At 71.9% G+C, this 25,658-nt stretch carries 22 protein-coding genes; 16 read left to right on the top strand and 6 right to left on the bottom strand.

Annotated elements, in window-relative coordinates:
* Nucleotides 1–223: 223 nt before the first annotated feature.
* A complete protein-coding gene (locus tag ACIHEJ_RS22575; RefSeq protein WP_400138263.1) occupies nucleotides 224–1,408 on the bottom strand; it encodes a glycosyltransferase family 39 protein in 1,185 nt (394 codons plus the stop codon).
* Between the two features lie 259 nt (nucleotides 1,409–1,667).
* On the opposite strand from ACIHEJ_RS22575, the gene ACIHEJ_RS22570 reads away from it, so the two are divergent.
* Nucleotides 1,668–3,281 (top strand): MFS transporter, encoded by a 1,614-nt coding sequence (locus tag ACIHEJ_RS22570; protein WP_400138262.1) that lies wholly within the window; start codon nucleotides 1,668–1,670, stop codon nucleotides 3,279–3,281.
* A 107-nt stretch (nucleotides 3,282–3,388) separates the two neighbouring features.
* Nucleotides 3,389–4,573, top strand: coding sequence for an acyl-CoA dehydrogenase family protein (locus tag ACIHEJ_RS22565; protein ID WP_400138261.1), 1,185 nt, complete (start codon nucleotides 3,389–3,391; stop codon nucleotides 4,571–4,573).
* A 36-nt stretch (nucleotides 4,574–4,609) separates the two neighbouring features.
* Here the strand turns inward: ACIHEJ_RS22565 and ACIHEJ_RS22560 are convergent, their stop codons facing one another.
* The gene (locus ACIHEJ_RS22560) at nucleotides 4,610–5,053 is read right to left on the bottom strand and encodes a cell division protein SepF (RefSeq protein WP_400138260.1); all 444 of its coding nucleotides are present in this window, start codon (nucleotides 5,051–5,053) and stop codon (nucleotides 4,610–4,612) included.
* A gap of 253 nt (nucleotides 5,054–5,306) precedes the next feature.
* Between ACIHEJ_RS22560 and ACIHEJ_RS22555 the strand changes: the two genes are divergently transcribed.
* Complete coding sequence (locus tag ACIHEJ_RS22555; RefSeq protein WP_400138259.1) at nucleotides 5,307–6,488, top strand: DUF5685 family protein; 1,182 nt, start codon at nucleotides 5,307–5,309, stop codon at nucleotides 6,486–6,488.
* A 31-nt stretch (nucleotides 6,489–6,519) separates the two neighbouring features.
* Here the strand turns inward: ACIHEJ_RS22555 and ACIHEJ_RS22550 are convergent, their stop codons facing one another.
* Nucleotides 6,520–7,443 carry an ABC transporter substrate-binding protein gene (locus tag ACIHEJ_RS22550; protein ID WP_400138258.1) on the bottom strand — a complete coding sequence of 308 codons (924 nt, stop codon included), beginning with the start codon at nucleotides 7,441–7,443 and terminating at the stop codon, nucleotides 6,520–6,522.
* Nucleotides 7,444–7,853: 410 nt separating this feature from the next.
* On the opposite strand from ACIHEJ_RS22550, the gene ACIHEJ_RS22545 reads away from it, so the two are divergent.
* The 9 genes from ACIHEJ_RS22545 (at nucleotide 7,854) to ACIHEJ_RS22505 (ending at nucleotide 20,376) form a co-directional block, all read left to right on the top strand.
* Nucleotides 7,854–8,711: an amino acid ABC transporter permease gene (locus ACIHEJ_RS22545; RefSeq protein WP_400138257.1), complete on the top strand. Its 858-nt coding sequence runs from the start codon at nucleotides 7,854–7,856 to the stop codon at nucleotides 8,709–8,711.
* Nucleotides 8,708–10,453, top strand: coding sequence for an FAD/NAD(P)-binding protein (locus ACIHEJ_RS22540; RefSeq protein WP_400138256.1), 1,746 nt, complete (start codon nucleotides 8,708–8,710; stop codon nucleotides 10,451–10,453). Before ACIHEJ_RS22545 ends, ACIHEJ_RS22540 begins: the two co-directional genes overlap by 4 nt.
* On the top strand, nucleotides 10,450–11,211 hold the full coding sequence (locus tag ACIHEJ_RS22535; RefSeq protein ID WP_400138255.1) for an amino acid ABC transporter ATP-binding protein: 762 nt from the start codon (nucleotides 10,450–10,452) through the stop codon (nucleotides 11,209–11,211). Before ACIHEJ_RS22540 ends, ACIHEJ_RS22535 begins: the two co-directional genes overlap by 4 nt.
* 56 nt (nucleotides 11,212–11,267) lie before the next feature.
* The gene (locus ACIHEJ_RS22530) at nucleotides 11,268–12,320 is read left to right on the top strand and encodes an LLM class flavin-dependent oxidoreductase (protein WP_400138254.1); all 1,053 of its coding nucleotides are present in this window, start codon (nucleotides 11,268–11,270) and stop codon (nucleotides 12,318–12,320) included.
* A 115-nt stretch (nucleotides 12,321–12,435) separates the two neighbouring features.
* Entirely contained in the window at nucleotides 12,436–13,218 is a 783-nt protein-coding gene (locus ACIHEJ_RS22525) for a DUF1684 domain-containing protein (protein WP_400138253.1), read from the top strand.
* 200 nt (nucleotides 13,219–13,418) lie between these two features.
* Nucleotides 13,419–14,318, top strand: a complete 900-nt coding sequence (locus ACIHEJ_RS22520) for a S1 family peptidase (protein ID WP_400138252.1) — start codon at nucleotides 13,419–13,421, stop codon at nucleotides 14,316–14,318.
* A gap of 314 nt (nucleotides 14,319–14,632) precedes the next feature.
* A complete protein-coding gene (locus tag ACIHEJ_RS22515) occupies nucleotides 14,633–15,715 on the top strand; it encodes a S1 family peptidase (RefSeq protein WP_400138251.1) in 1,083 nt (360 codons plus the stop codon).
* A 180-nt stretch (nucleotides 15,716–15,895) separates the two neighbouring features.
* On the top strand, nucleotides 15,896–19,405 hold the full coding sequence (locus ACIHEJ_RS22510) for a DNA polymerase III subunit alpha (RefSeq protein ID WP_400138250.1): 3,510 nt from the start codon (nucleotides 15,896–15,898) through the stop codon (nucleotides 19,403–19,405).
* Nucleotides 19,402–20,376: a DNA polymerase thumb domain-containing protein gene (locus ACIHEJ_RS22505; protein ID WP_400138249.1), complete on the top strand. Its 975-nt coding sequence runs from the start codon at nucleotides 19,402–19,404 to the stop codon at nucleotides 20,374–20,376. The genes ACIHEJ_RS22510 and ACIHEJ_RS22505 overlap by 4 nt, the downstream gene beginning before the upstream one ends.
* An 18-nt stretch (nucleotides 20,377–20,394) precedes the next feature.
* On the opposite strand, the gene ACIHEJ_RS22500 is transcribed toward ACIHEJ_RS22505, so the two are convergent.
* On the bottom strand, nucleotides 20,395–20,769 hold the full coding sequence (locus ACIHEJ_RS22500; protein ID WP_400138248.1) for a cupin domain-containing protein: 375 nt from the start codon (nucleotides 20,767–20,769) through the stop codon (nucleotides 20,395–20,397).
* Nucleotides 20,770–20,856: 87 nt separating this feature from the next.
* On the opposite strand from ACIHEJ_RS22500, the gene ACIHEJ_RS22495 reads away from it, so the two are divergent.
* Together ACIHEJ_RS22495 and ACIHEJ_RS22490 are read left to right on the top strand one after the other, a co-directional pair.
* The gene (locus ACIHEJ_RS22495) at nucleotides 20,857–21,303 is read left to right on the top strand and encodes a MarR family winged helix-turn-helix transcriptional regulator (protein WP_400138247.1); all 447 of its coding nucleotides are present in this window, start codon (nucleotides 20,857–20,859) and stop codon (nucleotides 21,301–21,303) included.
* Nucleotides 21,304–21,473: 170 nt separating this feature from the next.
* Complete coding sequence (locus tag ACIHEJ_RS22490) at nucleotides 21,474–22,337, top strand: esterase/lipase family protein (RefSeq protein WP_400138246.1); 864 nt, start codon at nucleotides 21,474–21,476, stop codon at nucleotides 22,335–22,337.
* Nucleotides 22,338–22,387: 50 nt separating this feature from the next.
* Here ACIHEJ_RS22490 and ACIHEJ_RS22485 read toward each other — a convergent pair whose 3' ends face one another.
* Nucleotides 22,388–23,440 carry a lytic polysaccharide monooxygenase gene (locus ACIHEJ_RS22485; protein ID WP_400138245.1) on the bottom strand — a complete coding sequence of 351 codons (1,053 nt, stop codon included), beginning with the start codon at nucleotides 23,438–23,440 and terminating at the stop codon, nucleotides 22,388–22,390.
* An 861-nt stretch (nucleotides 23,441–24,301) separates the two neighbouring features.
* Here ACIHEJ_RS22485 and ACIHEJ_RS22480 point away from each other — a divergent pair.
* Nucleotides 24,302–24,760, top strand: a complete 459-nt coding sequence (locus tag ACIHEJ_RS22480; RefSeq protein ID WP_400138244.1) for a GNAT family N-acetyltransferase — start codon at nucleotides 24,302–24,304, stop codon at nucleotides 24,758–24,760.
* Between the two features lie 16 nt (nucleotides 24,761–24,776).
* On the opposite strand, the gene ACIHEJ_RS22475 is transcribed toward ACIHEJ_RS22480, so the two are convergent.
* Nucleotides 24,777–24,911, bottom strand: a complete 135-nt coding sequence (locus ACIHEJ_RS22475) for a hypothetical protein (protein WP_400138243.1) — start codon at nucleotides 24,909–24,911, stop codon at nucleotides 24,777–24,779.
* Nucleotides 24,912–25,022: 111 nt separating this feature from the next.
* On the opposite strand from ACIHEJ_RS22475, the gene ACIHEJ_RS22470 reads away from it, so the two are divergent.
* On the top strand, nucleotides 25,023–25,646 hold the full coding sequence (locus ACIHEJ_RS22470; RefSeq protein WP_400138242.1) for a class I SAM-dependent methyltransferase: 624 nt from the start codon (nucleotides 25,023–25,025) through the stop codon (nucleotides 25,644–25,646).
* The last annotated feature ends 12 nt before the right edge of the window (nucleotides 25,647–25,658 follow it).

Below are 25,658 nucleotides of genomic sequence, written 5' to 3'. Positions count from 1 at the left end.
CAGCGAGTGAGCTGTGTTCCCGGTCGAAACAGCGGCTTTGTGATGACGATGTGATGTGGGAAACCTCTCAAGGGCAGCTCGAATTCCGTGGATTCCACAATGCTGTGCCCTCGGCCCCGTCAATTCCTTTGATCATGCCGGGCGTTGTTTATATGGCGCTTATGAATGCGTTAACCCGGTCCTGGGGCGGAATTCTCCGGAGCGTCACCGCCGCAGAAGTCGATCAAGGTGGGCCGGAGCCGTTCAGCCAGAACGCCCCGTAGACCGCCGAGACGACCGCCAACGCGGCCGTGACCAGCACCGATCGGGACGTGCGCGGACGGGCGAGGGCGCGCGCGAGCGGCAGCAGGACCGGGAAGGCCGGCATCAGCAGCCGGGGCTTGGACCCGAAGTAGCTCGACGCGCACAGCGCCAGCGCGAGCACGACACCCGTGTACACCAGCAGGGCGACGGGCTGGCGCTGCCGCACGCAGATGACGTACAGCCAGATCAGCAGCGCGACCCCGGTGATCAGGCCGACGCCCGCGAGAGCCGACGGAATTGACGTGAACTTGGCGGCCACGAAGCGGGCAAAGGCATACCCGCCGTCGAAGCCATTACGCCATCCGGCCTGGACGTCCAGGTATCCGAGCGGACCCTTGCCGGTGCGGTGACCGACCCAGAGAACATAGGCGGCGGCACCCAGCGGGGCGAGCAGCATGCCGAGAGCACGGCGCCAGACGGGGGCGTGCCCCTCCTCGTGCGCGCCTTGGGCGCGCGCCGCGCTTCGCTCCCGCACGAACGAGACCACGCCCGCCGTCCACACCGCGGCGACCACCGCCGCTCCCACCGGCCGGGTCAGTCCCGCGAGGGCGGCCAGCGCACCGGCACTCACCCACCGCCCGGCGAGCACCGCGTACAGCGACCAGGCCGCCAGTGCCGTGAACAGCGACTCGCTGTACGCCATCGACTGCACGATCCCGACCGGCAGCACCGCCCACAGCAGCACCGCGCAGATACCCACCCGCGCCCCGTAGACGCGCTCCGCCACGGCGAAGATCCCGCAGGCCGCGGCGAGCGAGGCGAGCAGGCTCACCACCAGGCCGGCGTCCGCGTACGACAGCGGGGTGACCGCGTGCAGCAGCCGCTCCAGCCACGGCAGCAGCGGGAAGAACGCGAGATTGGAGTGGACGTCGCCGTTCGGCAGCCGCACCTCGTAGCCGTAGCCCAGCTCGGCGACCCGGGTGTACCAGAGCGAGTCCCAGCGGGCGGTCAGCAGGGTGTGCGCGCTCTTGCCGCGCGCGGCGCTCCACACCGCCAGCGCGACCAGCCCCAGGGCGCGCACGGCGGCGTAGCCCAGGAGGGCCGGGGCCGCCCGGCGCAGAAGGGGGGCGTGGGGTGGGACCACGCGCGTTTCAAGATCGGTCACGGGCTCGATTATCGACCGGGTCGGGAACCGGACGAGTCGTCGGGTTGTGGTCAAGAGGGGGCGACGTGGTGTACGCCACACGGGTTCCGTCCCGCGTGTGAGAGGTCCGCCACGTGACCGTGGGGTGAACTCGCGTACGCTGACGAGTCACCCGCGTGCGTTGCGCTGGCCGGAGACACCGCTCCTCTCCGGCCGTACGACAGGGCGTCCCCACCCCGTCGGTCCGCCGCACGCGAGGGATCATCTGGGAGGTACGTACATGTCCGGGACGACCACGGCTGCCGTACGGCCGCGCCGTCGGGCGGCCGGGGTGAGTGCCAACCGCTGGGTCGTCCTCGTCGTCCTCTGCGTCAGTCTGCTGCTCGTCGCCCTCGACGCGACCGTGCTGCACGTGGCGGTTCCCGCCGTCACCGAGGACCTCAGGCCCGGCGCCGTACAGCTGCTCTGGATCGTCGACGTCTACCCGCTGGTCTGCGCCTCGCTGCTGATCCTCTTCGGCACCCTCGGCGACCGGGTCGGCCGCAGACGCGTCCTGCTGCTCGGATACGGCCTGTTCGGCGTCGCCTCCGCGGTGGCCGCCTTCGCGCAGACCGCCGAGATGCTGATCATGGCGCGTGCCCTGCTCGGCGTCGGCGGTGCCATGATCATGCCCGCGACCCTGTCGATCCTGCGCCAGGTCTTCCCCGACCGGCGCGAGCGCGCGCTCGCCATCGGCATCTGGAGCGCGGTCGCCGCCGTCGGCGCGGCCGTCGGTCCGCTGCTCGGTGGCTTCCTCCTCGAGCACTTCTGGTGGGGCGCGGTCTTCCTCGTCAACATCCCGCTGATGCTGGTCAGCCTGCCCGTGGGCCGGATCCTGCTGCCCGAGTCGCGGGGCGAACGCGACGGCCCGTGGGACGTGACCGGTGCGCTCATGGCGGCGGCCGGTCTCTTCGGGATCGTCCTCGGCGTGAAGCGGCTGGGCGGCGGGGAGGCCCCGGCGAGCCCGTTGACCGTGCTGCCGCTGCTGGCCGGTGCGGCCCTCCTCTACTTCTTCGTGCGACGCCAGCGGCGGCTCCTGCATCCGCTGGTCGAGCTGCGGATGTTCCGCCGGACCGCGTTCAGCACCTCGGTCGGCTGCATCGTGCTGGCGATGCTCGCGCTGGTCGGCCTGGAGCTGATCGCCGCGCAGTACCTCCAGCTGGTGCTCGGCCTGTCGCCGCTGCAGACCGGCCTCAGGCTGCTGCCGCTGACCCTTGCCGCGATGGCGGCGGGCCTCGCGGGCGCGCGCATGCTGCGCCGGTTCGGGCCGCGCCGGATGGTGAGCCTCGGCTTCTGCCTCACCGCCGCCGCGGTCGTGACGCTCACCGCGATGGGCGGCACCGACGATGCGCCGCTGCTGCTCGCCGGGTTCGTGCTGCTGGGCTTCGGCCTGGAGACGACCCTCTTCGGCGCCTACGAGTCGATGCTCAGCGAGGCCCCGGCGGACCAGGCCGGCGGCGCGGCGGCGATAGGCGAGACCTCGTACCAGCTCGGCGCGGGGATCGGTATCGCACTGCTGGGCAGCGTGATGAACGCGGCCTACACGCCGGGGCTCCGCTCCGTGCCCGGTGTGCCCGAGCGCGCGTCGGACGCGGCCGGGCACTCGCTCGGCGAGGCCTATGAGATCGCCGGCCGGCTTGGCGGCAGCGCCGGGGACGCCCTGCGCCGGGCCGCGCGGGACTCCTTCGTGCACGGGCTGCACATCACGCTGCTGGTGAGCGCGGGCCTGTTGCTGCTGGGCGCGGTGATGGCGCTGCGGCTGCCGCGGACCATGCAGTGCGGGGAGGAGACCGCCGAGGTGGAACTGCCGGCGCCGCGGGAGGCGGAGGCCGAGAAGCCGAGGGTGTCCGCCTGACCCCCGCTCTGGACGTGCGGGACACTGCACCGTAACGTCGGCTGCACCATCGTAACTAGCGCTGCTAGTTTTCAGTGTGCGTGCCTGAGTGTCCCGGAGGATGTTCCATGTCCGCGAAGCTGCCCCCGTTCGACGCCGCCGACCCGCTCGGGATCGACGACCTCCTGGACCCGGAGGACCTGGCCGTCCGGGACACCGTCCGCAGCTGGGCCGCCGACCGGGTGCTGCCGTACGTGGCCGACTGGTACGAGAAGGGCGAGCTGCCCGGCATCCGGGAGCTGGCGCGTGAACTCGGCTCCATCGGGGCCCTCGGCATGTCGCTCACCGGGTACGGCTGCGCGGGCGCGACCGCGGTGCAGTACGGCCTCGCCTGCCTGGAGCTGGAGGCGGCCGACTCGGGCATCCGCTCCCTGGTCTCCGTGCAGGGCTCCCTCGCCATGTACGCGATCCACCGCTTCGGCAGCGAGGAGCAGAAGCAGCAGTGGCTGCCCCGCATGGCCGCCGGCGAGGTGATCGGCTGCTTCGGGCTGACCGAGCCCGACCACGGCTCCGACCCCGCCTCCATGCGCACCCACGCCAAGCGCGACGGCGACGACTGGGTCCTCAACGGCCGCAAGATGTGGATCACCAACGGCTCGGTCGCCGGGGTGGCTGTCGTCTGGGCGCAGACCGAGGAGGGCATCCGCGGGTTCGTGGTCCCCGCCGACAGCCCCGGCTTCTCGGCGCCCGAGATCAAGCACAAGTGGTCCCTGCGCGCCTCGGTGACCAGCGAACTCGTCCTGGACGACGTGCGCCTGCCCGCGGACGCCGTGCTGCCCGAGGTCACCGGGCTGCGCGGGCCGCTCAGCTGTCTCTCGCACGCCCGCTACGGCATCGTCTGGGGCGCGATGGGTGCCGCGCGCAGCAGCTTCGAGGCGGCCGTCGAGTACGCGAAGACGCGCGAGCAGTTCGGGCGGCCCATCGGCGGCTTCCAGCTCACCCAGGCCAAGCTCGCCGACATGGCGGTCGAACTGCACAAGGGGATTCTGCTCGCCCACCACCTGGGGCGGCGGATGGACGCCGGCCGCCTGCGCCCCGAGCAGGTCAGCTTCGGCAAGCTCAACAACGTCCGCGAGGCCATCGAGATCTGCCGCACCGCACGGACCGTCCTCGGTGCCAACGGGATCTCCCTGGAATACCCCGTGATGCGGCACGCGACGAACCTGGAGTCGGTGCTCACCTACGAGGGCACCGTGGAGATGCACCAGCTCGTGCTGGGCAAGGCGCTCACCGGGCTCGACGCCTTCCGGTGAGCACCCGGGGAGGCAGGGCCGGTGAGCGGCCCTGCCTCAGCTCTGGTTGAAGAAGCCGTCCGAGCGGTGCGCGGACGCCTCACCGCTGATGATCTCCGTGTCGGCCGGGGTCAGCAGGAACACCCGGTTCGAGACACGGTCGATGGAGCCGCGCAGACCGAAGATGAGCCCCGCGGCGAAGTCCACGACCCGCTTGGCGTCACCGGGCTCCATGTTGGTGAGGTTCATGATGACCGGGACGCCCTCCCGGAACAGCTCCCCGATGGCGCGGGCGTCCCGGAAGCTGTCCGGGGTGACCGTGCCGATCCGGCGGCCCTTCTCCTCCGCCGTGTCCGTGGCCACCTTCACCCGGGGGTCGGTCACCCAGGCGCCCTCGGACCCGGACTCGGTGCCCTCGGAGTAGTCGTCGTCGTAGTAGCGCTCGTCATCGTTGTCGTCGACGAGGCCGAGCCACGCACTCGCCTTGCGTACCGATCCCATGGACGCCTCCTCTCACAGCGGTTCTTCTTGCTTTCCGCATCCCTATGGTCATCCATGATGCGGACGGTGCGCCAAGTGGATAGACGCCGCGCGGGGGGTTTGTGACGGTACTGGTGCACAGCCGATCCGTCGAGAGTCCTTGTGCCCCAAGGGGCGCGTCCCATACGGCTGCTGACTGAGAGTGAAATATGATGTTCGACGGCGGATGGGTGACGAGCGGTGCGTACGGGTGAACGCATGACGGGGGATTGCGATGTTCGGAATAGTCAGACCCTGCTCCCACCGGCTCGGTGAGCGCCTCAAGACCGAGTGGATGGCGCACTTGTGCGGGATGTGTCTCGCGCTGCGCCGTGACCACGGACAGTTCGCACGGATCGTGACGAACTACGACGGCCTGCTGCTCTCGGTTCTGACGGAGGCTCAGTCCGGACCGGTGACCGGATCGCGGCGCACCGCCGGGCCGTGCGCGCTGCGCGGGATGCGCACGGCGCCCGTCGCGCAGGGAGAGGGGGCTCGGCTCGCCGCCGCCGTCTCGCTGGTGCTCGCCTCGGCCAAGGTGCGTGACCATGTCGCCGACCAGGACGGACTGCTGGCCCGCCGGCCCGTCGCGGCCGCCGCGCGCCGGGTCGCCGCGGGCTGGGGGCGGGCCGGGGCCCACAGCGGGGCGGCGGTCGGCTTCGACACCGGCGTCCTCGTCGACGCCGTCGACCGGCAGCTCGGCATCGAGGCCCTCGCCGGGTTCGGCACCCCGGTCCTGACGGTCACCGAGCCGACCGAGACCGCGACCGCCGCCGCCTTCGCCCACACCGCTGTGCTGTCCGGGCGGCCGGGCAACGCCGTGCCCCTGGGCGAGGCCGGCCGGCTCTTCGGCCGGCTCGCGCACCTGCTGGACGCCGTCGAGGACCAGGAGGCCGATGCCCTCTCGGGCGCCTGGAACCCCCTGACCGCCACCGGGACGTCGTGGGTCGAGGCCCGCCGGCTCGCCGACGACGCCCTGCACGGCATACGCCTCGCCCTGCGGGAGGCCGAGTTCGCCGACGGAAGGCTGGCCCACCTGCTCCTCGTCCACGAGCTGGGACGTTCGGTGGAGCGCGCGTTCGGCACGCGGTCGTGCGGGCACGAGCCGGAAGCCTCCTTCGGGCCGCCGCCGGGTCACCAGGCGCCGAAGGTGCCCGGCCATTCGTACGGCAACCCTTTCGACGGCCGGCCGCCGCACCCGGACAAGCGGGGCTTCTGGGCCGGTTGCGCGGCGGCCCTCGGCCTGTGCTGCACCTGCAAGGTGTGCTGTGCCGACGAGTTCGAGGGCCCCTGGTCGCGGAAGAAGCGCGAGGGCTGCTGCGGCACCTGCGACTGCAACTGCGACTGGTCGTGCTGCGAGGCCTGCGAGTGCTGCGAGTGCTGTGAATGCTGCTCGTGCTGCGACTGCGGGCTGTGACCGCGCCGCTCGGTTCTCCAGCCCGCGCCGCTCAGTTCTTCGGCTCGGGCGGGCTGATCCGTGACGTCTCGATCGCCGAGCCCGTCGTCCCCCACTTCTTCAGGATCCTGTCGTACGTGCCGTCGGCGATCAGCCGGTTCACCGCCGCCTGGAAGGCCGGTGCCAGCTTCGTGCCCTTCTTGAAGGCGAAGCCGACGTCCAGGCGGTGGTACTCGTTGAGGAACCTCAGGCCCGACTGGTGGGCGACGGCGTAGCGCAGGCCGTTGATCGTGGACATCACCACGTCACTGCGGCCCTGCTGGATCGACGACCAGATCGCGCTCGGCTCGGCGTACGTCTGCACCTGGTACGCCTTCTTGCCCGCGTCGGCGCACAGGTGCTTGTTCTCCTCCAGGGTGGCCTCGAAGGTCGTGCCGGCGCCGGTCGCGACGTTCAGGCCGCACAACTGCTTCAGATCGGTGACCTCGGACAGTTTGCTGTCCTTGCGGGTGACGAAGCCCTGGCCGTCGTTGACGTAGGTGACGAAGTCGATGGTTCTGCGCCGCTCGTCGGTGACACCGAAGTTGCTCGCGCCGAAGTCGTACTTGCCACTGTCCAGCGCGGGCAGGATCGCCTCGAAGCTCGCCTGCTCCACCTTCAGTCTGACCCCGAGGACCTTGGCGACCGCCTTGGTGAAGTCGACGTCCTGGCCGGTGAGCGTCTTGCCGTCGGACAGATAGGTGGTGCCGGGCGGGGTGCCGCCGACGCTGATCGCGACGGTGAGGCGCGTGGTGCCGGCGGGCAGCAGCCGCGCGGCTGCCGCGTCCTTCTTCTCCGCGGAGACGACGTCGGTGGCGGGGACCCGGCCGGAGTCGGCCGCCTCCGCGGACGCGTCCGGTCCGCCCGAGCCGCAGGCGGTGACGAGGAGAGTGGCGGACGTAATGGCGATAAAAGGCATGAAAAGCCGCGTGCGCATCGGTGGCGATCTCCTGGGAGCAGACAGGTGCAGAGCGCGAGGGGAGGGGCGCGTGTGTGAAGGCGGTGAAAGGAGAGGGAGAGCGCGAGTACGCCCGCCCTGAGGGCAGGCGCATGCAGGGGGTCAGCTCAACAGGAAGAGGACCACACGCGACCGAAGTCGATGTGGGAGCGCGTGACCAGCCACTGCTGTGGATGCATGGGCCAAGTGGAACAGGCATCCGGTTCCGCGTCAACTCGCTTGAGACGTAAGGCTCACAGTCCGGACAGCCTTGACAGCGAACCGAAACGCCCGCGTACTCTCGGTGGACGGCCCTGCTGAGGGGCTCGGCCGTATCCGCGCCGCATGGCGCGCTTCCGTGTGAAGGCACCACCCGTGTTCTGACGTCACTCGCGTCACGGAGCCTTCACATGTCATCCGACACCCTCGCCGAAGTCCCCACCGCACCGGAGATACCCGAGCCCGCGGACGCCCCGCGGATCGTGCCGCAGCGCCGGTACGGGCAGTGGGCCGCCGCCGTCGTGGTCCTCGTCCTGCTCGGGTCCGCCGTCAACTCCGTCCTGCGCAACAAGGCGTTCCAGTGGGACGTCGTCGCCGACTGGTTCACCTCGGACTCCGTCCTGCGCGGCCTGTGGCTCACGCTCTGGCTCACCGCGGTCGTGATGGTCCTCGGCTTCGCCCTCGGCACCCTGCTCGCCGCGTTCCGGCTGTCCGCCAACCCCGTGCTGCGCGCCGTCAGCCGGGGCTACGTGTGGCTGTTCCGGTCGATCCCGATCCTGGTGCAGCTGCTGCTCTGGTTCAACATCGGGGCGCTGTACCCGCAGGTGCTCGGCGTGAAGACCGTCAACCTGCTCAGCCCGGTCGCCGTCGCGATCGTCGGGCTGACCCTGCACGAGGCCGCGTACGCCGCCGAGGTCGTCCGGGGCGGCATCCTCTCCGTCGACCGCGGGCAGATCGAGGCCGCCCAGGCGCTCGGGCTGAGCCGGTGGCGGCGCGGGCGGCGGATCGTCCTGCCCCAGGCCATGCGCTCCATCGTGCCGCCCGCCGGCAACATGCTGATCGGCACCCTCAAGGGCACCTCGATCGTCAGCGTCATCGCCGTCGGCGACCTGCTGTTCTCCGCCCAGTTGATCTACCACCGCACCTACCAGGTCATCCCGCTGCTGATGGTCGCCACCCTCTGGTACGCCGTCGTCACCACGCTCCTCGGCATCGGCCAGCACTACCTGGAGAAGCACTACGCGCGCGGCACGGAGCACGCCCGATGAGGCCGCAGCTGGTGATCGTGGGCGCCGGTCCGCGGGGGGCCGGCCTCCTCGAACGCCTCGCCGCCAACGCGCCCGAGCTGTACGCCGGTCGGGGCCTGGACGTCCACCTGGTCGACCCGCATCCGCCGGGCGGCGGCCGCATCTGGCGCCAGGAGCAGTCACCGCTGCTGTGGATGAACTCGCACGCCGAGGACGTCACCATGTTCACCGACGACACGGTGCGGATGGACGGCCCGGTGCGCGAGGGCCCCACCCTGCACGAGTGGGCCGCCGTGGACGGCCGTACCTTCGCCGGCCGGCAGCTGCAGGGCCGGTACCTGCGGTGGTTCTACGAGCGCGCGGTCGCCGGCCTGCCCCCCGACGTCACCGTCCACCACCACCCCCGGCGCGCCCTGCGGATCAGCGGCCCGCGCGAGGGCCGCCAGCGGGTGTGGCTGGAGGGCCGTGCGCGCCCCCTCCTCGCCGACCTGGTGATCCTCGCCCTCGGCCACCTGGACGCCGAACCCGACGCAGGGCAGACCGAGTTGACGACGTACGCCCGCGAGCACGGCCTGATCCACCTGCCGCCGGACTTCACCGCCGACAGCGACCTGTCCGCGCTGCGACCCGGCGAACCCGTCCTCGTCCGCGGCTTCGGGCTGGCCTTCGTCGACCTGATGGTGCTGCTCACCGAGGGCCGGGGCGGGCGGTACGACGGTGACACCTACCTTCCCTCGGGGCGGGAGCCGGTGCTGTACGTCGGCTCGCGGCGCGGGGTGCCGTACCACTCGAAGATCGGCTACGACTGGACCGGCGACCGGCCCCCGCTGCCCCGCTTCTTCGGCCCCGCCGAGGTCGAGGCCCTGCTGGCAAGACCGGGCGGGCACGACTTCCGGCGCGATGTGTGGCCCCTGGTGGCGAAGGAGCTGGGCTTCGCCCACTACCACCGGCTGTTCACCGCGCATCCCGGGCGGACAGCCATGGCCTGGGCCGACTTCGAGGAGAAGTACGCCGCCGCGAGCGATCCCGCCGAGACCCAGGCCCTCGTCGCCGCCGCCGTGCCCGACCCGGCCGACCGCCTCGACCTCGCCGCGCTCGACCATCCGCTCGCCGGGATGCGGTACGCCTCCCACGACGACTTCCAGGAAGGGCTGCGCGGGTACATCGAGGCGGACCTGGGACGTCGGCACGATCCTTCCTTCAGCCCGGACCTGGGGGTCTTCCTGGGGCTGCTCTCCGTCTACGGGCAGCTCGTGCGGCTCGGCGGCCTCGGCCCCTGGTGGCACGGATTCTTCAGCTGTCTGGCGTCCGGGCCGCCGGGACCCCGGCTGCGGCAGATGCTCGCGCTGTCCCGGGCGGGCCTGCTCCGGTTCGTCGGGGCCGACATGGCCGTCACCGCCGAGGACGGGGTGTTCCGGGCGACCAGCCCCACCGTGCCGGGCTTCTGCGTCGACGCCCGGGCGCTGGTCGAGGCCCGGCTGCCCGAGCCCACCCTCGGGCGGACCCGCGACAGCCTGCTGCGCGAGCTGCGCGCCGACGGCGCCGCCGAGACCCCCGAGGGGCTGCTCCGGGTCGACCCCGCCGACGGACGGATCCTCGACGGGGCCGGGCACCCGCATCCCCGGCGCTTCGCGCTCGGCCCGTACACCGACGCCCGTACCCCCGGCGCCTTCACCCGGCCGCATACCGGCGGCCCCGCCTTCCGGCAGAACGACGCGACCGCCCGGTCAGTGCTCTCACTTGTAAAGGAACTCACGCGATGAGCGTCATGGTCGACATCAGGTCGGTGCACAAGAGCTTCGGTTCGCTCGACGTCCTCAAGGGCATCGACCTCCAGGTCCGGGCCGGCGAGGTCACCGTCGTGCTCGGCCCCTCCGGCTCCGGCAAGTCCACGCTGCTGCGCACCATCAACCACCTGGAGAAGGTGGACCGGGGCTGGATCAGCGTCGACGGCTCCCTGGTGGGATACCGGCGCGCCGGGGACAAGCTGTACGAGCTGCCCGAGCGCGAGGTGCTCCGGCAGCGCACCCGGATCGGGTTCGTCTTCCAGAACTTCAACCTCTTCCCGCACCTCACCGTCCTGGAGAACGTGATCGAGGCACCGGTGTCCGCGCTGAGACGGCCCCGGAAGGCGGCGGTGGAGAGCGCGCGCCGGCTGCTGGAGCGGGTGGGCCTCGGGGACAGGGCCGGCGCCTATCCACGGCAGCTGTCCGGCGGGCAGCAGCAGCGGGTGGCCATCGCGCGGGCCCTGGCCCTGGAGCCGAAGCTGCTGCTGTTCGACGAGCCGACCTCGGCCCTGGATCCCGAGCTGGTCGGTGAAGTGCTCGATGTCGTCCGGGACCTGGCCGGCCGGGGCACGACCATGATCGTCGTCACGCACGAGATCGCGTTCGCCCGCGAGGTCGCCGACACGGTGGTGTTCATGGCCGACGGCAGGATCGTCGAGCAGGGGCCGCCGGACGAGGTGCTGGGCGCTCCGCGCGAGGAGCGGACGCGGGCGTTTCTGGCGAAGGTGCTGTGAGTGGGGGCGCACGGGAGCGGGGCGTACGTCAGGGGGGTGGTGAGGTGAGGGGGCGGTTGTTGCATCTCGCCGGGGCCGTCGATCTGCCGGGGTGCCTCGATGCCGGGGGCCATGTCGAACTGGCCCGGCTCGCCGAGCGGGGCGGGCTGGACTTCGTGACGCTGGACGACTCGTCCGCCCGGCCGGGGCCCGACGCGCTCGCCGTGCTGTCCCGGGTGGCGCCCGCCACCCGACGGATCGGGCTGGTCCCGACGGTCACCACGACCCACACCGAGCCCTTCCGCGTACAGGCCGCCGTGGCGACCCTGGACCGGGTGAGCCAGGGCCGGGCCGGGTGGCGGATCGACGTGTCCGCCGAGAGGGAGGGGCGGCTGTCCGGGCACCGTTCCCCGGTACCCGCCGACGCGCTGTGGCAGCAGGCGGGCGAAGTCGCCGAGGCGGCCGGGAAGCTGTGGGACAGCTGGGAGGACGGCGCCGAGATCCGGTCCGCGGCGACCGGCCGTTGCCTCGACCGGGGCCGGCTGCACCGCGTCGACTTCACCGGCACCGGCTTCTCGGTCCGGGGCCCCTCGACCGCCCCCCGGCCGCCGCAGGGGCACCCCGTCCGCGTGGTCGACGCCACCGGGGGACCGGCCCGTGAGGTCGCCGCACGGTACGCGGACGTGGCCCTGGTCCACGCCACGACCCCGGCGCAGGCCGCCGCCGCACGCGGCGAACTGCGCGCCCGGGCGGCCGAGTCCGGGCGGAACCCGGAGACCCTGCGGGTCCTGGTGAGCCTGCTGGTGGACCTCGGCGACGGGGAGTACGCGGCCGAGCCGGGGCTCGGAGGAGGAGGGCCGCGCTCGACCGCGCGGGGCCCGCTGTACCGGGGTGGGCCGGTCGGCCTGGCCGAGCTGGTCGGAGCCTGGCACGCCGACGGGGTGACCGACGGATTCCACTTCGTCCCCGTCGCACCGCGCCGCGACCTGGAACGGCTGGTGAACGGCACGGTGGCGCTGCTCCAGCACCGCGGCCTGTTCCGTACCTTCTACCCGGGCGGCACCCTGCGCGAGCACCTGGGCCTGGCCCCGCCCGCCGACCGGTACGCCGTGACCGGGGGAACGTCATGACCGTACGACGGCATACGAGCGCCTCGCCCGTGTCGTCGAGTGCGGGCTCCGCTCCCACCTCGGGCTCTCTCACCCGACGGGGGAGGACTGACCACGGATGAAAGGAAACGACGGCATGACGACGGACGCATCCGATGCGTGGAAGCAGTGGCACGAGAGGCGCGTGGAGACGGTCTCGGCGCCCTACGGCCCGCTCGCGCTGACCGCCACGCACTGGGTCGAGGACGATCCGGAGGGGCGACTTCCGGACATTCCCGGGAACTGGGTGGCCGATGGTGCGGGGGTGGTGCTCAGCGCCGGTGGGAGCGACGGCCTGAGCGTGGACGGCCGGCCCTTCACCGGTGAGATCCACCTGGCCGCCGACCAGGGCCCGGAGGCCGAAGCGCGCGTCGCGCTCGGCGAGAAGCGGCTGGTCGTGCTGGTCCGCGAGGGGGTGTGGGGGGTGCGGGTCTACGATCCCGGGTCCGAAGGCCGCCGCGCCTTCCGGGGCATCGAGGCCACGCCCTACGACCCACGCTGGTCGATGCCCGGACGCTTCACGCCGTACGACGCCACGCGCACCGTGCGGGTCGGCAACGCGGACGGCCGCGAACGCGGGCTCGCCCTCGCCGGTGAACTCGCCTTCACCCTGGCCGGCCAGGAACGGACGCTGCAGGTCGCCCAGCAGGGCGACGGGCCCCTGTGGGCGGTGTTCGCCGACGCCACCAGCGGCGACACCAGCTTCCGGTTCCGCTTCCTCCATCCGCAGGCACCGGACGCCGAGGGCCGTACCACCGTCGACTTCAACCGCGCCCAGCTCCCGCCGTGCGCCTTCGCCGACCACTTCATCTGCCCCTTCCCGCCGCCCGGCAACAGGCTGGACGTGGCGATCGACGCGGGAGAGCGTGCGCTGAACTGACGTCAGGAGTGCGCCGGGGAAAGGTGGTTTAAAGTCCAACGGCCGAAAGGCACCCTTGTGCCGACCGGCCGTTCGGCCGAATACTCCCCCCAGCGCTTGCCAGGGGGCATGTGTGTTCGGAATCCGGCCCCACCCCTGGCTGCGCCTCACCGGGCCCCGACCCCACGCGGGCCCCCGACTTCCCTTGGAGGGAACGAAAAGTGAGGATCAAGCGCACCACTCCCCGCAGCGGCACCGCGAGACGGACCCGACTGACCGCCGTGGCCACCGGCTTCCTCGCCGCTGCCGCGTTCGCCGCCCCCACGGCGCACGCGAGCGACGCCCACACGTTCAGCGCCACCCAGCTCACCAAGGTGAACGACTCCGTCCGCAAGGCCGACATACCCGGCACGGCCTGGGCGGTGGACAGCAGCACCGACCGCGTCGTCGTCACCGTCGACAGCACGGTGTCCCAGGCCGAGATCGCCAAGATCAAGCGGCAGGCCGGAACCGACGCGGGCGCGCTCACCATCAAGCACACCCCCGGCACGTTCAACAAGCTCATCAGCGGCGGCGACGCCATCTACGGCGGGCAGTACCGCTGCTCGCTCGGCTTCAACGTGCACAGCGGCAGCACGTACTACTTCCTCACCGCCGGGCACTGCGGCCAGGTCGCCTCGACCTGGTACAGCAACTCCAGCCACAGCACGGTGCTCGGCACCAACGTGGGCTACAGCTTCCCGGGCAACGACTTCGCGCTGGTGCGGTACACCAACTCCTCGGTCTCGCACCCGAGCGCGGTGGGCAGCCAGACCATCTCCAGCGCGGCCACGCCCAGTGTGGGCACGACCGTGTACCGGCGCGGCTCGACCACCGGTACGCACAGCGGGCGGGTCACCGCGCTGAACGCCACCGTCCACTACAGCAGTGGTGAGACCGTGTCCGGTCTGATCCAGACCACGGTCTGCGCAGAGGGCGGCGACAGCGGCGGTCCGCTCTACGGCGGGTCCGTGGCCTACGGCCTGACCTCCGGCGGCAGCGGTGACTGCACCTCCGGCGGTACGACCTTCTTCCAGCCGGTGACCGAGGCGCTGAGCTACTACGGGGTCACGCTTCCCTGACAGTTCGGCCCGGGCCCCCGTACGCGACTCGCGTGCGGGGGCTCTTCCTTGCCGGGAAGCGTCGAGAACGAGCCACGCACTGTCATCACGTTCTGCTGAAAGCTACTTGCACGTAGTGTTTGCAGTGCGAATTTCCCGGTGTGGCCCGTGGCCGATCGAGCCGGTGGGGGTGCGCGCCCCCTCTCTGCGCGCGTCCTGAAGTCAACCTTGTGTGCTCCCTGTGCCGTTCGGAAGAGTAGGCGCCCGTCAACCAGCCTTCCGGCCCGTCAGGCCCCCACAGCCTGACCGGCCGTCCCCCCACAGGAGGACGTGAGTTGAAGCACCGACGGATATCCCGGCGGCGGGTCGCCGTGGCGGGCGCGGGAATCGCCGCGCTGGCCGCAGCGGGAGTCACCTTGCAGAATGCGAACGCCAGCGAGCCCGCGACGTCCGGCCCGCAGTTGCGGGTCCTGTCCGCCCCCGCGGCCGGAAACCTCGCCTCGACGCTGCTGAAGGACCTCGGCTCCGACGCGGCCGGCAGCTACTACGACGCCCAGGCGAAGAGCCTCGTCGTCAACGTGCTCGACCGGAGCGCGGCGCACACGGTCGAGGCGGCCGGGGCGAAGGCCAGAGTCGTCGCCAACTCGCTCGCCGAACTCGACGGCGCCCGGACCCTGCTGAAGAAGGACGCGAGCATCCCGGGAACCTCCTGGGCGACCGACCCGGTCAGCGACAAGGTCGTCGTCACCGCCGACAGGACGGTGTCCGGCGCGCGGTGGACCAAGCTGAGCAAGGTGGTCGACGGGCTGGGCGGCAAAGCCGAACTGCAGCGCTCGAAGGGGGAGTTCAAGCCCTTCGTCGCCGGCGGTGACGCGATCGGCGGTTCCGGTGGGCGCTGCTCGCTGGGCTTCAACGTCGTCAAGGACGGGCAGCCGTACTTCCTGACCGCCGGGCACTGCACCGCGTCGATCTCCACCTGGTCGGACGCCAGTGGCAAGCAGATCGGGCAGAACGCGGAGTCGCACTTCCCGGGGACCGACTTCGGTCTGGTCAAGTACACCTCCCAGGTCGACCACCCGAGCGAGGTCGACCTCTACAACGGCTCCACCCAGAAGATCACCGGTGCCGCCGAGGCGACGGTGGGGATGAAGGTGACGCGCAGCGGGTCGACGACCCATGTGCACGACGGGACGGTCACCGGTCTGAACGCGACCGTGAACTACCAGGAGGGCACGGTCAGCGGGCTGATCCAGACCGATGTGTGCGCCGAGCCCGGCGACAGCGGTGGCTCGCTCTTCTCGGGCGGCAACGCCGTCGGGCTGACCTCCGGGGGCAGCGGTGACTGCACCTCCGGCGGGGAGACCTTCTTCCAGCCGGTCACCGCGGCGCTTACGGCCACCGGGACGCAGATCGGCTGATCCCGTTCCGTGGAGCCCCGCCCCGTGCGCGTCCGGGGGCGGGGCTCCACGGTGTTTGCGCAGGTGGGAGGCGGCCCCGCGCCTGTCGCACAGATGTTCGGGAATGGGGGTATGGTGGGTGAGGAAGTAGGGAACTGATGTTCGAGAGCCGTTCGGGACTCACGAGTGCGGGAGGTGCGTGTGCCGGGCTTCGCGCATCTGCACACCGTCTCCGGGTTCTCCCTGAGATACGGGGCGTCCCACCCGGAGCGGCTGGCCGAGCGTGCCTCGGAACGAGGTATGGACGCGCTCGCGCTGACCGACCGCGACACGCTCGCCGGTGCGGTCCGCTTCGCCAAGGCCTGCGCCGGGGTGGGGGTCCGTCCCGTCTTCGGGGTGGACCTGGCGGTGGAGGAGAGGAGCGGGGCACGACAGGCGCGTCGGCGTACGCCGGTGCGCGGGGGCGCCTTCGTCGACGAGTCGGCGCCCCGGGTGACTTTCCTGGCCCGGGACGGCGCCCGCGGGTGGGCCGAGCTGTGCCGGCTCGTCACGGCCGCGCACGCCGGTGAGGGGGCTCCGCTGCTGCCCTGGTCCGGTCACCGGGGCGAGGGTCTCGTCGTGCTGCTCGGGCCGGGGTCCGACGTGGGCCGCGCCCTTGCCGCGGGGCGGCCCGACCGCGCCGCCGAGCTGCTGGACGCCTGGCGCGCGGCGTACGGGGACGCGCTGCGGCTGGAGGCCGTGTGGCACGGGCGGTCGGGCACCGGGCCCGGGTCGCTGCGGCTGGCCTCCCGTACCGTCGGCTTCGCCGCCGAACAGCGGGTGCGGCCCGTGCTGAGCAACGCCGTCCGGTACGCCGACCCGGGGATGGGCCAGGTCGCCGACGTCCTGGACGCCGCGCGGCGGCTGGTGCCGATCGACCCGCGCGGGGAGCTGGACTCCGGGGAGGCCTGGCTGAAGGACGCGCAGGCCATGCTGGGCGTCGCCGAACGGGTGGTGGAGGCGGCCGGGTACCGGCGGGACACCGCTCACCGGCTGCTGGAGCAGACCTGGGCCACGGCCGAGGAGTGCCGGGTCGACCCCGAGGCGGGCCTGGGCATCGGGACCGTGCACTTTCCCGAACCGCAGCTGGTGGGCGCCGGGCGGCGCACCGCCCAGCGGGCGCTGGCCTCGCGGACAGCGGCGGGGATGGTGCGGCTCGGGTACGGCGGCCGGCGCGCGTACTGGGAGCGGATGCACCAGGAGCTGGACATCATCGCCCACCACGGATTCGCCTCCTACTTCCTGACGGTCGCCCAGGTCGTCGACGACGTACGGGGGATGGGGATCCGGGTGGCCGCCCGCGGATCCGGGGCCGGCTCCCTCGTCAACCATCTGCTGGGGATCGCGCATGCCGATCCGGTCGAGCACGGGCTGCTGATGGAGCGCTTCCTCTCCAAGGAGCGCGTGGTGCTGCCCGACATCGACATCGACGTGGAGTCCGCGCGGCGGCTCGAGGTGTACCGGGCGATCATCGGGCGGTTCGGACAGGAGCGGGTCGCGACCGTCTCCATGCCGGAGACCTACCGGGTACGGCATGCCGTCCGGGACGTGGGTGCCGCGCTGTCCATGGATCCCGCCGAGATCGACCGGGTGGCCAAGTCCTTTCCGCACATCCGGGCCCGGGACGCGCGGGCCGCGCTGGAGGAGCTGCCCGAGCTGAAGCGGCTCGCGGGGGAGAAGGAGAAGTACGGCAGGCTGTGGGAGCTGGTCGAGGCGCTCGACGCCCTGCCGCGCGGGGTGGCCATGCATCCGTGCGGGGTGCTGCTGTCCGACGCCTCGCTCCTCGCCCGTACGCCGGTCGTGCCGACCAGCGGCGAGGGGCTGCCGATGTCGCAGTTCGACAAGGAGGACGTGGAGGACCTCGGGCTGCTCAAGCTGGATGTGCTGGGCGTGCGGATGCAGTCGGCCATGGCGCACGCGGTGGCCGAGGTGGAGCGGGCCACGGGGGAGCGGATCGACCTGGACGCGGTGGAGCCGGGGGATCCGGAGACGTACCGCTTGATCCGGTCCGCCGAGACGCTGGGCTGCTTCCAGATCGAGTCGCCGGGGCAGCGGGACCTGGTGGGGCGGCTGCAGCCGAGCACGTTCCACGATCTGGTCGTCGACATCTCGCTGTTCCGGCCCGGACCCGTCGCCGCCGACATGGTCCGGCCGTTCATCGAGGCGCGGCACGGACGGGCGCCGGTGCGGTATCCGCACCCGGACCTGGAGGAGCCGTTGAAGGGGACGTACGGGGTCGTCGTCTTCCACGAGCAGGTCATCGACATCGTCGCCGTCATGACCGGCTGTGGCCGGGGCGAGGCCGACCGGGTGCGGCGGGGGCTGTCCGACCCGGAGTCGCAGGGGCGGATCAAGGTGTGGTTCGCGCAGTGCGCGGCGGCCGGGGGGTACAGCGCGGAAACGATTCAGCGGACCTGGGAGATCGTGGAGGCCTTCGGGTCGTACGGCTTCTGCAAGGCGCATGCCGTCGCCTTCGCCGTGCCGACGTACCAGTCGGCCTGGCTGAAGGCCCATCACCCGGCCGCCTTCTACGCCGGGCTGCTCACGCACGATCCCGGGATGTACCCGAAGCGGCTGCTGCTGGCGGATGCGCGGCGGCGCGGGGTGCCGATCCTGCCGTTGGACGTGAATGTCTCCGGAGTCGCTCATCGGATCGAACTGGTGTCTGAATCAAGGGTGTGGGGGCTGCGGCTCGCCCTGTCCGACGTGCACGGCATCAGTGAGGCCGAGGCGCGGCGGATCGCGGACGGGCAGCCGTACTCCTCCCTGCTGGACTTCTGGGAGCGGGCCCGGCCGAGCCGTCCGCTGGCCCAGCGACTCGCCCAGGTGGGCGCGCTGGACGCGTTCGGTGCCAACCGGCGTGATCTCCAGCTGCACCTGACCGAGCTGCACCGGGGCGCCCGGGGCGGTGGCGGCGGTCAACTCCCCCTCGCCGGGGGCCGGAAGACCGCCCCGGCCGGACTGCCCGACCTGACCTCGGCGGAGCGGCTCAGCGCAGAGCTGGGTGTGCTGTCCATGGACGCCTCGCGCAATCTGATGGACGACCACCGGGAGTTCCTGAAGGAGCTGGGCGTGGTCTCCGCGCGCCGGCTGCGGGAGGCCCGGCACGGGGAGACGGTGCTGGTGGCGGGCGCCAAGGCGGCCACCCAGACCCCGCCGATCCGGTCCGGCAAGCGGGTCATCTTCTCCACGCTGGACGACGGCACGGGCCTGGTCGACCTCGCCTTCTTCGACGACTCGCACGACGCCTGTGCCCACACCGTCTTCCACTCCTGGCTGCTGCTGGTGCGCGGAGTGGTGCAGCGGCGCGGTCCGCGCAGTCTGAGCGTGGTGGGCTCCGCCGCCTGGAACCTCGCCGAGCTGGTCGACGTGCGGCACGAGGAGGGGCTCGACGGGGTCGCGGTCCGGCTGGCCGAAGTCCCCGGTCCGGCCGGGGACGGACCCTCGGCGGGCGACGGCGGCCCGTCCCGGGCCCGGCTCGCCGGTTCCGACGGGCTGCCCGCGCCGGCCGGCTCCGCGGCCCGTGACCCGATGGAGGGCCGGACGATCCGCATGCCCACGGGGTACGAGATGCACCCCTGGGCCGATCTGCGGCCCGCCGGTCAGGACGCCGCACAAGGGCCCGCGGCGATCAGGAAGTTGTGGCACCAGAGTCCGGGGAGTGCGGGATGACCATCCTCTGCGTACGTTTCCAGCTGCCGCCGATGTACGAAGCGGCCCTGCCGGGGCTGCTCGGGCTGCTGGAGGACTTCACCCCGGTGGTCGAGGCGCTGCCACCGGACGGGGCGCTGGCCGATCTCCGAGGTGCCGAGCGGTACTTCGGGCGCAGCGCCGTGGAGCTGGCCTCGGTGATCCGGGTGCGCGCGCTCGCACGGTACGGCGTCGACTGTGTGATCGGTGCCGGTCCGGGGCCGATGCTGGCCCGTGTGGCGCTGCGCGACGCCCGGCCCGGGGTGACCTGTGCGGTGCCCGAGGACCCGGACGGCATCGCGGAGTTCCTCGCCGAGCGGCCGGTGTCCGCGCTGCCCGGCGTCGGTACGGCGACCGCCCGCACGCTGTGCGAGTACGGCCTGGACACCCTGGGCCTGGTCGCCGCCGCGCCGCCGTCCACGCTCCAGCGGCTGATCGGCGCGAAGGCGGGCCGTGAGCTGCGCGAGAAGGCGAGCGGCGTCGACCGGGGCCGGGTCGTGCCGAACGCCGTCTCACGGTCGCTGGCGACGGAACGGGCCTTCGAGCTCGACGAGCTGGACCCCGGCCGGCACCGCAGGGCGCTGCTGTCGGCCGCCGAGGAGATCGGCGCCCGGCTGCGCGCGGTGGGGAAGGTCTGCCGCACGCTGACCCTCACCGTGCGCTACGCCGACCGCTCCTCCACCACCCGCAGCCGCACCCTGAAGGAACCGACCGCGCACTCGGCGGCCCTGGCCGGGACGGCGTACGGCATGTACGAGGCGCTCGGTCTGCAGCGCGCCCGGGTCCGCGCGCTCTCCTTGCGCGCCGAGGGGCTCACCCCCGCCGACCAGGCCACCTACCAGCTCACCTTCGATCCCGTGGACGAGAAGGTGCGCCGCATCGAGGAGGTCGCGGACCGGGCCCGGGCCAAGTTCGGACCGCGCGCGGTGATGCCGGGGACGCTGGCGGCCTGACTCCTCCCGGGGTCGTTGTCAGTTGGCCCACGGCGGGGTGACGAGGGTGCCGTCGGCCAGCTCGGCCGTGAGGCCGACGGAGGTGGTGACCCAGGAGATCGCGGTGTGGTCGGTCGGGTTCTCCACGGCGAGGGTCGCGCCGGCGCCGACGATCACCGTGTCGCCCGCCGAGATCCGCTCGGTGCGGCCGTCCAGGGTGATCAGCAGGTCACCGACGAGCAGATGGAAGATCTCCTCCCGGCTGACGGTGTGGGCGGGCGCCTGGGTGCCGGGCGGGATCTCGCCGCGCCAGGCGCACAGCTCCTTGCTGCCGGTGAGCGGGGTGGCGTACGAGACGAAGCGAGCGCCGTGGATCTCGTGGGTCACGGCCTCGGACGAGCGGATGACGGGCATGGCGGAGAACTCCGTTCAAGTGGTCAAGCTGCTTGACTACATGGTCAAGCAGCTTGACCGATGCGTCAAGGGTGTTTCAATGCCTCCGTGCAGAACTCCGAAGCCATGGCCCTGTCCGCCGCACTGCTCGCCGTCGCGGGTGATCTCACCCAGCGCATTCATGACGGGGTGACGGCTCGCGGGTTCACCGATCTCCGGCCCGCACACGGCTTCGCCTTCGGGCGGCTCGCCCCGGACGGCGCCACCGTCACCGACCTCGCCGTGCACCTCGGAGTGACCAAGCAGGCGGCGAGCCAGCTGGTGGACGAGATCGTGCGCAAGGGGTACGCCGAGCGCCGGCCGCATCCGCAGGACGCGCGGGCCCGGCTGGTGGTCCTGACCGACCGCGGCTGGGCCTGCACCCGGGCGGCCGAGGCGGCGGCGGCCGAGGTGGTGGGGGCATGGGTCGAACTGCTGGGCGAGGGTGACGTGCGCGTGTTGCGGGAGTCCCTGGTGCGGATCGCTCCCTACGGTCCGATCAAGCCCGCCTGGTGACGGTCCGCCCGGGCCCGGATGATGCCCCGGTTATCACTGGAAGTTTTTACTGACGCGTAACTTCACGTCTGCACTACCCGCCCGTAACTTGACGAGTGAACAGCATCCTCGTGATCCGGATCACAGGGTTAGGCCGTCGCACCTCCCTTGAGCCGCAAGGAGATCACACGATGCTGCCCTGGAAGCGAGTGCTCAGACCCCTCGCCGCGCTGCTCCTCACCGCCGCCGTCGCCACCGTTCCCGCCGCCACCGCACACGCCGCCGACGCGGCACCGAGCAGCGGGTGGAACAACTACTCCTGCAAGCCTTCCGCAGCCCACCCCCACCCCGTCGTCCTGGTGCACGGCACCTTCGGCAACTCGGTCGACAACTGGCTCGCCCTCGCCCCCTACCTGGAGAGCCGCGGATACTGCGTCTACTCCCTCGACTACGGCCAACTCCCCGGCGTCCCCCTCTTCTACGGCCTCGGCCCCATCGACAAGTCGGCCGAGCAGCTGTCCGCCTTCGTCGACAAGGTGCTCGCCGCGACCGGAGCCGTCAAGGCCGACCTGGTCGGGCACTCCCAGGGCGGCATGATGCCCCGGTACTACCTGAGGTTCCTCGGCGGAGCCGCCAAGGTGAACGCCCTCGTCGGACTCGCCCCCGACAACCACGGCACCGACCTGGACGGTCTCGCCAACCTGCTGCCGTACTTCCCCGGCGCCGCGGATCTGCTCAAGGCCACCACCCCCGGCCTCGCCGACCAGATCACCGGCTCCGACTTCCTCACCAAGCTCAACGCGGGCGGCGACACCGTCCCCGGAGTGCACTACACGGTCGTCGCCACCAAGTACGACGAGGTCGCCACCCCCTGGCGCACCCAGTACCTGAGCGGCTCCGACGTCCACAACGTCCTGCTGCAGGACCTCTGCTCGCTCGACCTCTCCGAACACGTCGCGATCGGCCTGTTCGACCGGATCGCCTTCCATGAGGTCGCCAACGCGCTCGACCCGGCCCACGCCACCGCCACCACCTGCGCGTCGGCCCTCAGCTGACCGTCGCCGGGGCCTGTCCGACCTGAGCCGCCGGACAGGCCCCGGAACCCTCACCGGCGGTGGCCGCCACCCGTCGCCCGCCGCCGCACCGACAGGAACAGCGCCGCCGACCCCAGCGCCAGCGCCGCCGCGCCGCCGATCGCGAGGGTGGAGGTGCCGGCGGATGCGCCGGTCTCGGCGAGATCCCGCGGACTTCCGTCCGCATCAGGCTCGTTGACCTCGCCGGACGCGGTGGAACCGTGGGACGAGTGGGACTCGCGGGACGCGGGCCCGTCGGACGCGGTGGACCGGTCGGACCCTTCGGACCGGTCGGACGCGGTGGTGGGATGCTCCGACGCGCCCGCCTCGTCGCCGCCGTGACCGTGGTGCGTCATCGTCGACTTGTCGGCACCGGCCGCGATCTGCTCGTCGGAGGGCGCCGAGGCGCTCGGGGCGGCGGTACTTCCGGTGCTCCCCGCACCGGTGCCGCCGAAGTCCACGTCCGAGCAGGAGTAGAACGCCTCCGGACTGTCCGAACGCTGCCAGACCGCGTACAGCAACTGTCGCCCCGACCGCTGGGGAAGCGCGCCGGAGAACGTGTAGAAGCCACCCGAGGCGACCGGGTCGGTGACCGTCGCGACCGGGTGCTCCAGATCCAGCTCCGACCAGGCCAGCGGCTTCGCCGGGTCGTAACCCGGCTTGGTCAGATAGACCTTGAAGGTCCCCTTGTGCGGCGCGGTCACCCGGTACCTGAAGGTGTACGACCCGCCGTGCACGCTCGTCGCCGGCCAGTCGGCGCGGGCCAGGTCGAGGCCCTTGAACTCCTCGTTGCCGGCGCTGCACAGCTTGCCGTCGGGGATCAACTGCTGGTGCCGACCGGCCGCGTCACCGATCCGGATGCCGTTCCAGTCGTACAGCGCCTGCGTCCCGCCGGCCGCGACAGCCGCCGTGCACGCGGCCGACCTCGGGCTCTCCGGTCCCTCCGCGTAGCACTGCGAGACACGGCTGACCGGGTCCCCCATCGAGCCGTGGGCGGCGGCGGGAGCGGCGGCGAGCGCGGTCAGGGCGAGCGGCGTCAGGCCGACAGCGGCGACGGCGGCCTTGCGGCGGACGCGAACGGACATGCGGAACTCCTCGGAAACGGTCCTTCAGCGGGGCGGGGATCCCGTGGGGGCTTCAGAAGCTAGCCCCAAGAAACCGTGAAATCGCCTGCTGAGGACCGGTGGAGGAGATCCTTATGGTCCCCTTAAGGGCGGGCTAACCGGGGGCTCAGGCAGGGGTGGAGGAACCTGGTCGCCCACCTGCGGCCGAGCAGCGCGACCGTTCGTGTGGGTCCGGGTTCGTTCGCCGTCGGACGGCTCGCTCGGCTCCCCGTTCGGCTCCCGGCGGCGCGTACGCGTTCATGATGCGGGCCTGCCCTGCCGCCTTTGGACCGGTGCGACGCTGGACGGAGTCCGCTGATGTACCGCTGCGTATGCAGAAGATGCGGGCACGCCGCAGCGAGCCCCGGTTAGATCGTCTGGCGCCGCCACCGCGTCGGGTCGCCGAGCGCCGCTGCCGTCCGCCGTCGTAGCCGTCACGCTGGGCGGAGCAGTGTGACCTCGCGGTACCGAACTCGGTCGTAGACCTGGCAGCGGCCGCCTTCGAGGCGTCCGCACCCCACCTCGCCTGGCCGCCGCCATCGCCGCGACCCTCATATGCCACCGCAGGCCACCGACTGAAACAACCAGGTGAGACCCAAGATCCAGTCCCGCCCAACCCCCCCTCGTTGAAAGGCCAGTTGTAAGCGAGATGCCAGCCGGGGGCGTACTTGGAAACCTCCCCCCCCGCAGGGGAAGAGCCATTCGAAAGGACAGTCGGAAGCAAAGGAGTCGAACGATGGGGACCCGAGACCCCGGCGCGCCCTGGGGCACCACCCGCATGGCAGAAGGGCCCCGAAGCGTGAGCGAGTGCTCGGGCTGCGCTCGGGCAAGTACCGTGACCGCATGATCGACAGGACCGCCCAGTCCGTCCGGGCCGCCGTCGCCGCCGACGTGCCGGCCGTGCAGGCCGTCACGGACGCGGCCTACCAGCCCTACATCGCGCGCATCGGTGTGGTGCCGCAGCCCATGGAGGCGGACCACGCGGCGAACGTGGCCGCGGGCAGGGTGTTCGTCACCGGGGAGCCGGTCGACGGGCTCGTGGTGGTCGAGGCGTTCGCCGACCATCTCTTCCTGGACAGCATCGCCGTCCGCCCCGACGCCCACGGCACGGGCGTCGGGCGGCGGCTGCTGCGCTTCGTCGACACACGCGCGCGCGAGCTGGGTCTCGGCGAGATCAGGCTCTACACGAACGCGATGATGTGGGAGAACCAGGAGATCTATCCGAAGTTCGGATACGAGATCGTGGAACGCCGTGTCGACGGCCCCTACGACCGGATCCACTACCGCAAGCGACTGGGCTGACGGCCCGCGCGACGTCTCAGCTGTCGGGCCACCAGGTGCGCGCGATGTCCTTGCGCACCTCGGGACGCCCCGAGGGGCGCTCCGCCGCCTCTTCACGGGTCCGGCGGCTGTCCGTCCTCTTCAGGGGCTTGTGCACGGTCACACGGCGCATGGCTGCCTCCTCCAGTGCCTACCGAGTTCCGCGTTGTCACGGAGGTAGACGCTTTTGGGGAGAGTTCCTCATCGGCGCCGGGTTGTCAGTGGCGGGTGTCACTGTTGGGGCATGACGAACGAGACCGGTCGAACGGTTGCGCCGGACACCCCTGAAGTGGACTGGGACGCCGAGGCGGCCGCCTTCGACGACGAGCCGGACCACGGCCTGCGCGATCCCGAGGTCCGCGCGGCCTGGGCGGCCAGACTCCGCTCCTGGCTGCCCGGGCGCCCCGCCGACGTCCTCGACCTGGGCTGCGGCACCGGGAGCCTGTCCCTGCTCGCGGTCGAGCAGGGACACCGCGTGACAGCGGTCGACTCGTCCCCGGCGATGGTCGAGCGGGCCCGCGCCAAGCTCGCCGGGCGCGACGCGAGGGTGCTGCGCGGCGAGGCCGCGACCCCGCCGGTGGAGCAGCGGCGCCACGACGTGGTCCTCGTCCGCCACGTGCTGTGGACGCTGCCCGATCCGGCGGGCGTCCTGCGGCACTGGCGGACCCTGCTACGGCCCGGAGGCCGTTTCGTGCTGGTGGAGGGCGTGTGGGGCCCGCTGGACCCGGTCGGCATACCCGCCGACCGGCTCGCCGCGCTGCTGGCGCCGCTGAGCCCGGCCGTGCGCGTGGAGCGACTGTCCGACGACCCGCTGTTGTGGGGGCGGGCCGTGACGGACGAGCGGTACGCGGTGGTGGCGACCGTGTGAGCCGGGCGGAGC

Origin of the sequence: Streptomyces sp. NPDC052301, assembly GCF_044593395.1 — a bacterium.
Taxonomy (GTDB): domain Bacteria; phylum Actinomycetota; class Actinomycetes; order Streptomycetales; family Streptomycetaceae; genus Streptomyces.
The sequence above is the reverse complement of the archived record's forward strand: the minus strand, read 5'-3'. Positions and strand labels throughout refer to the sequence as shown.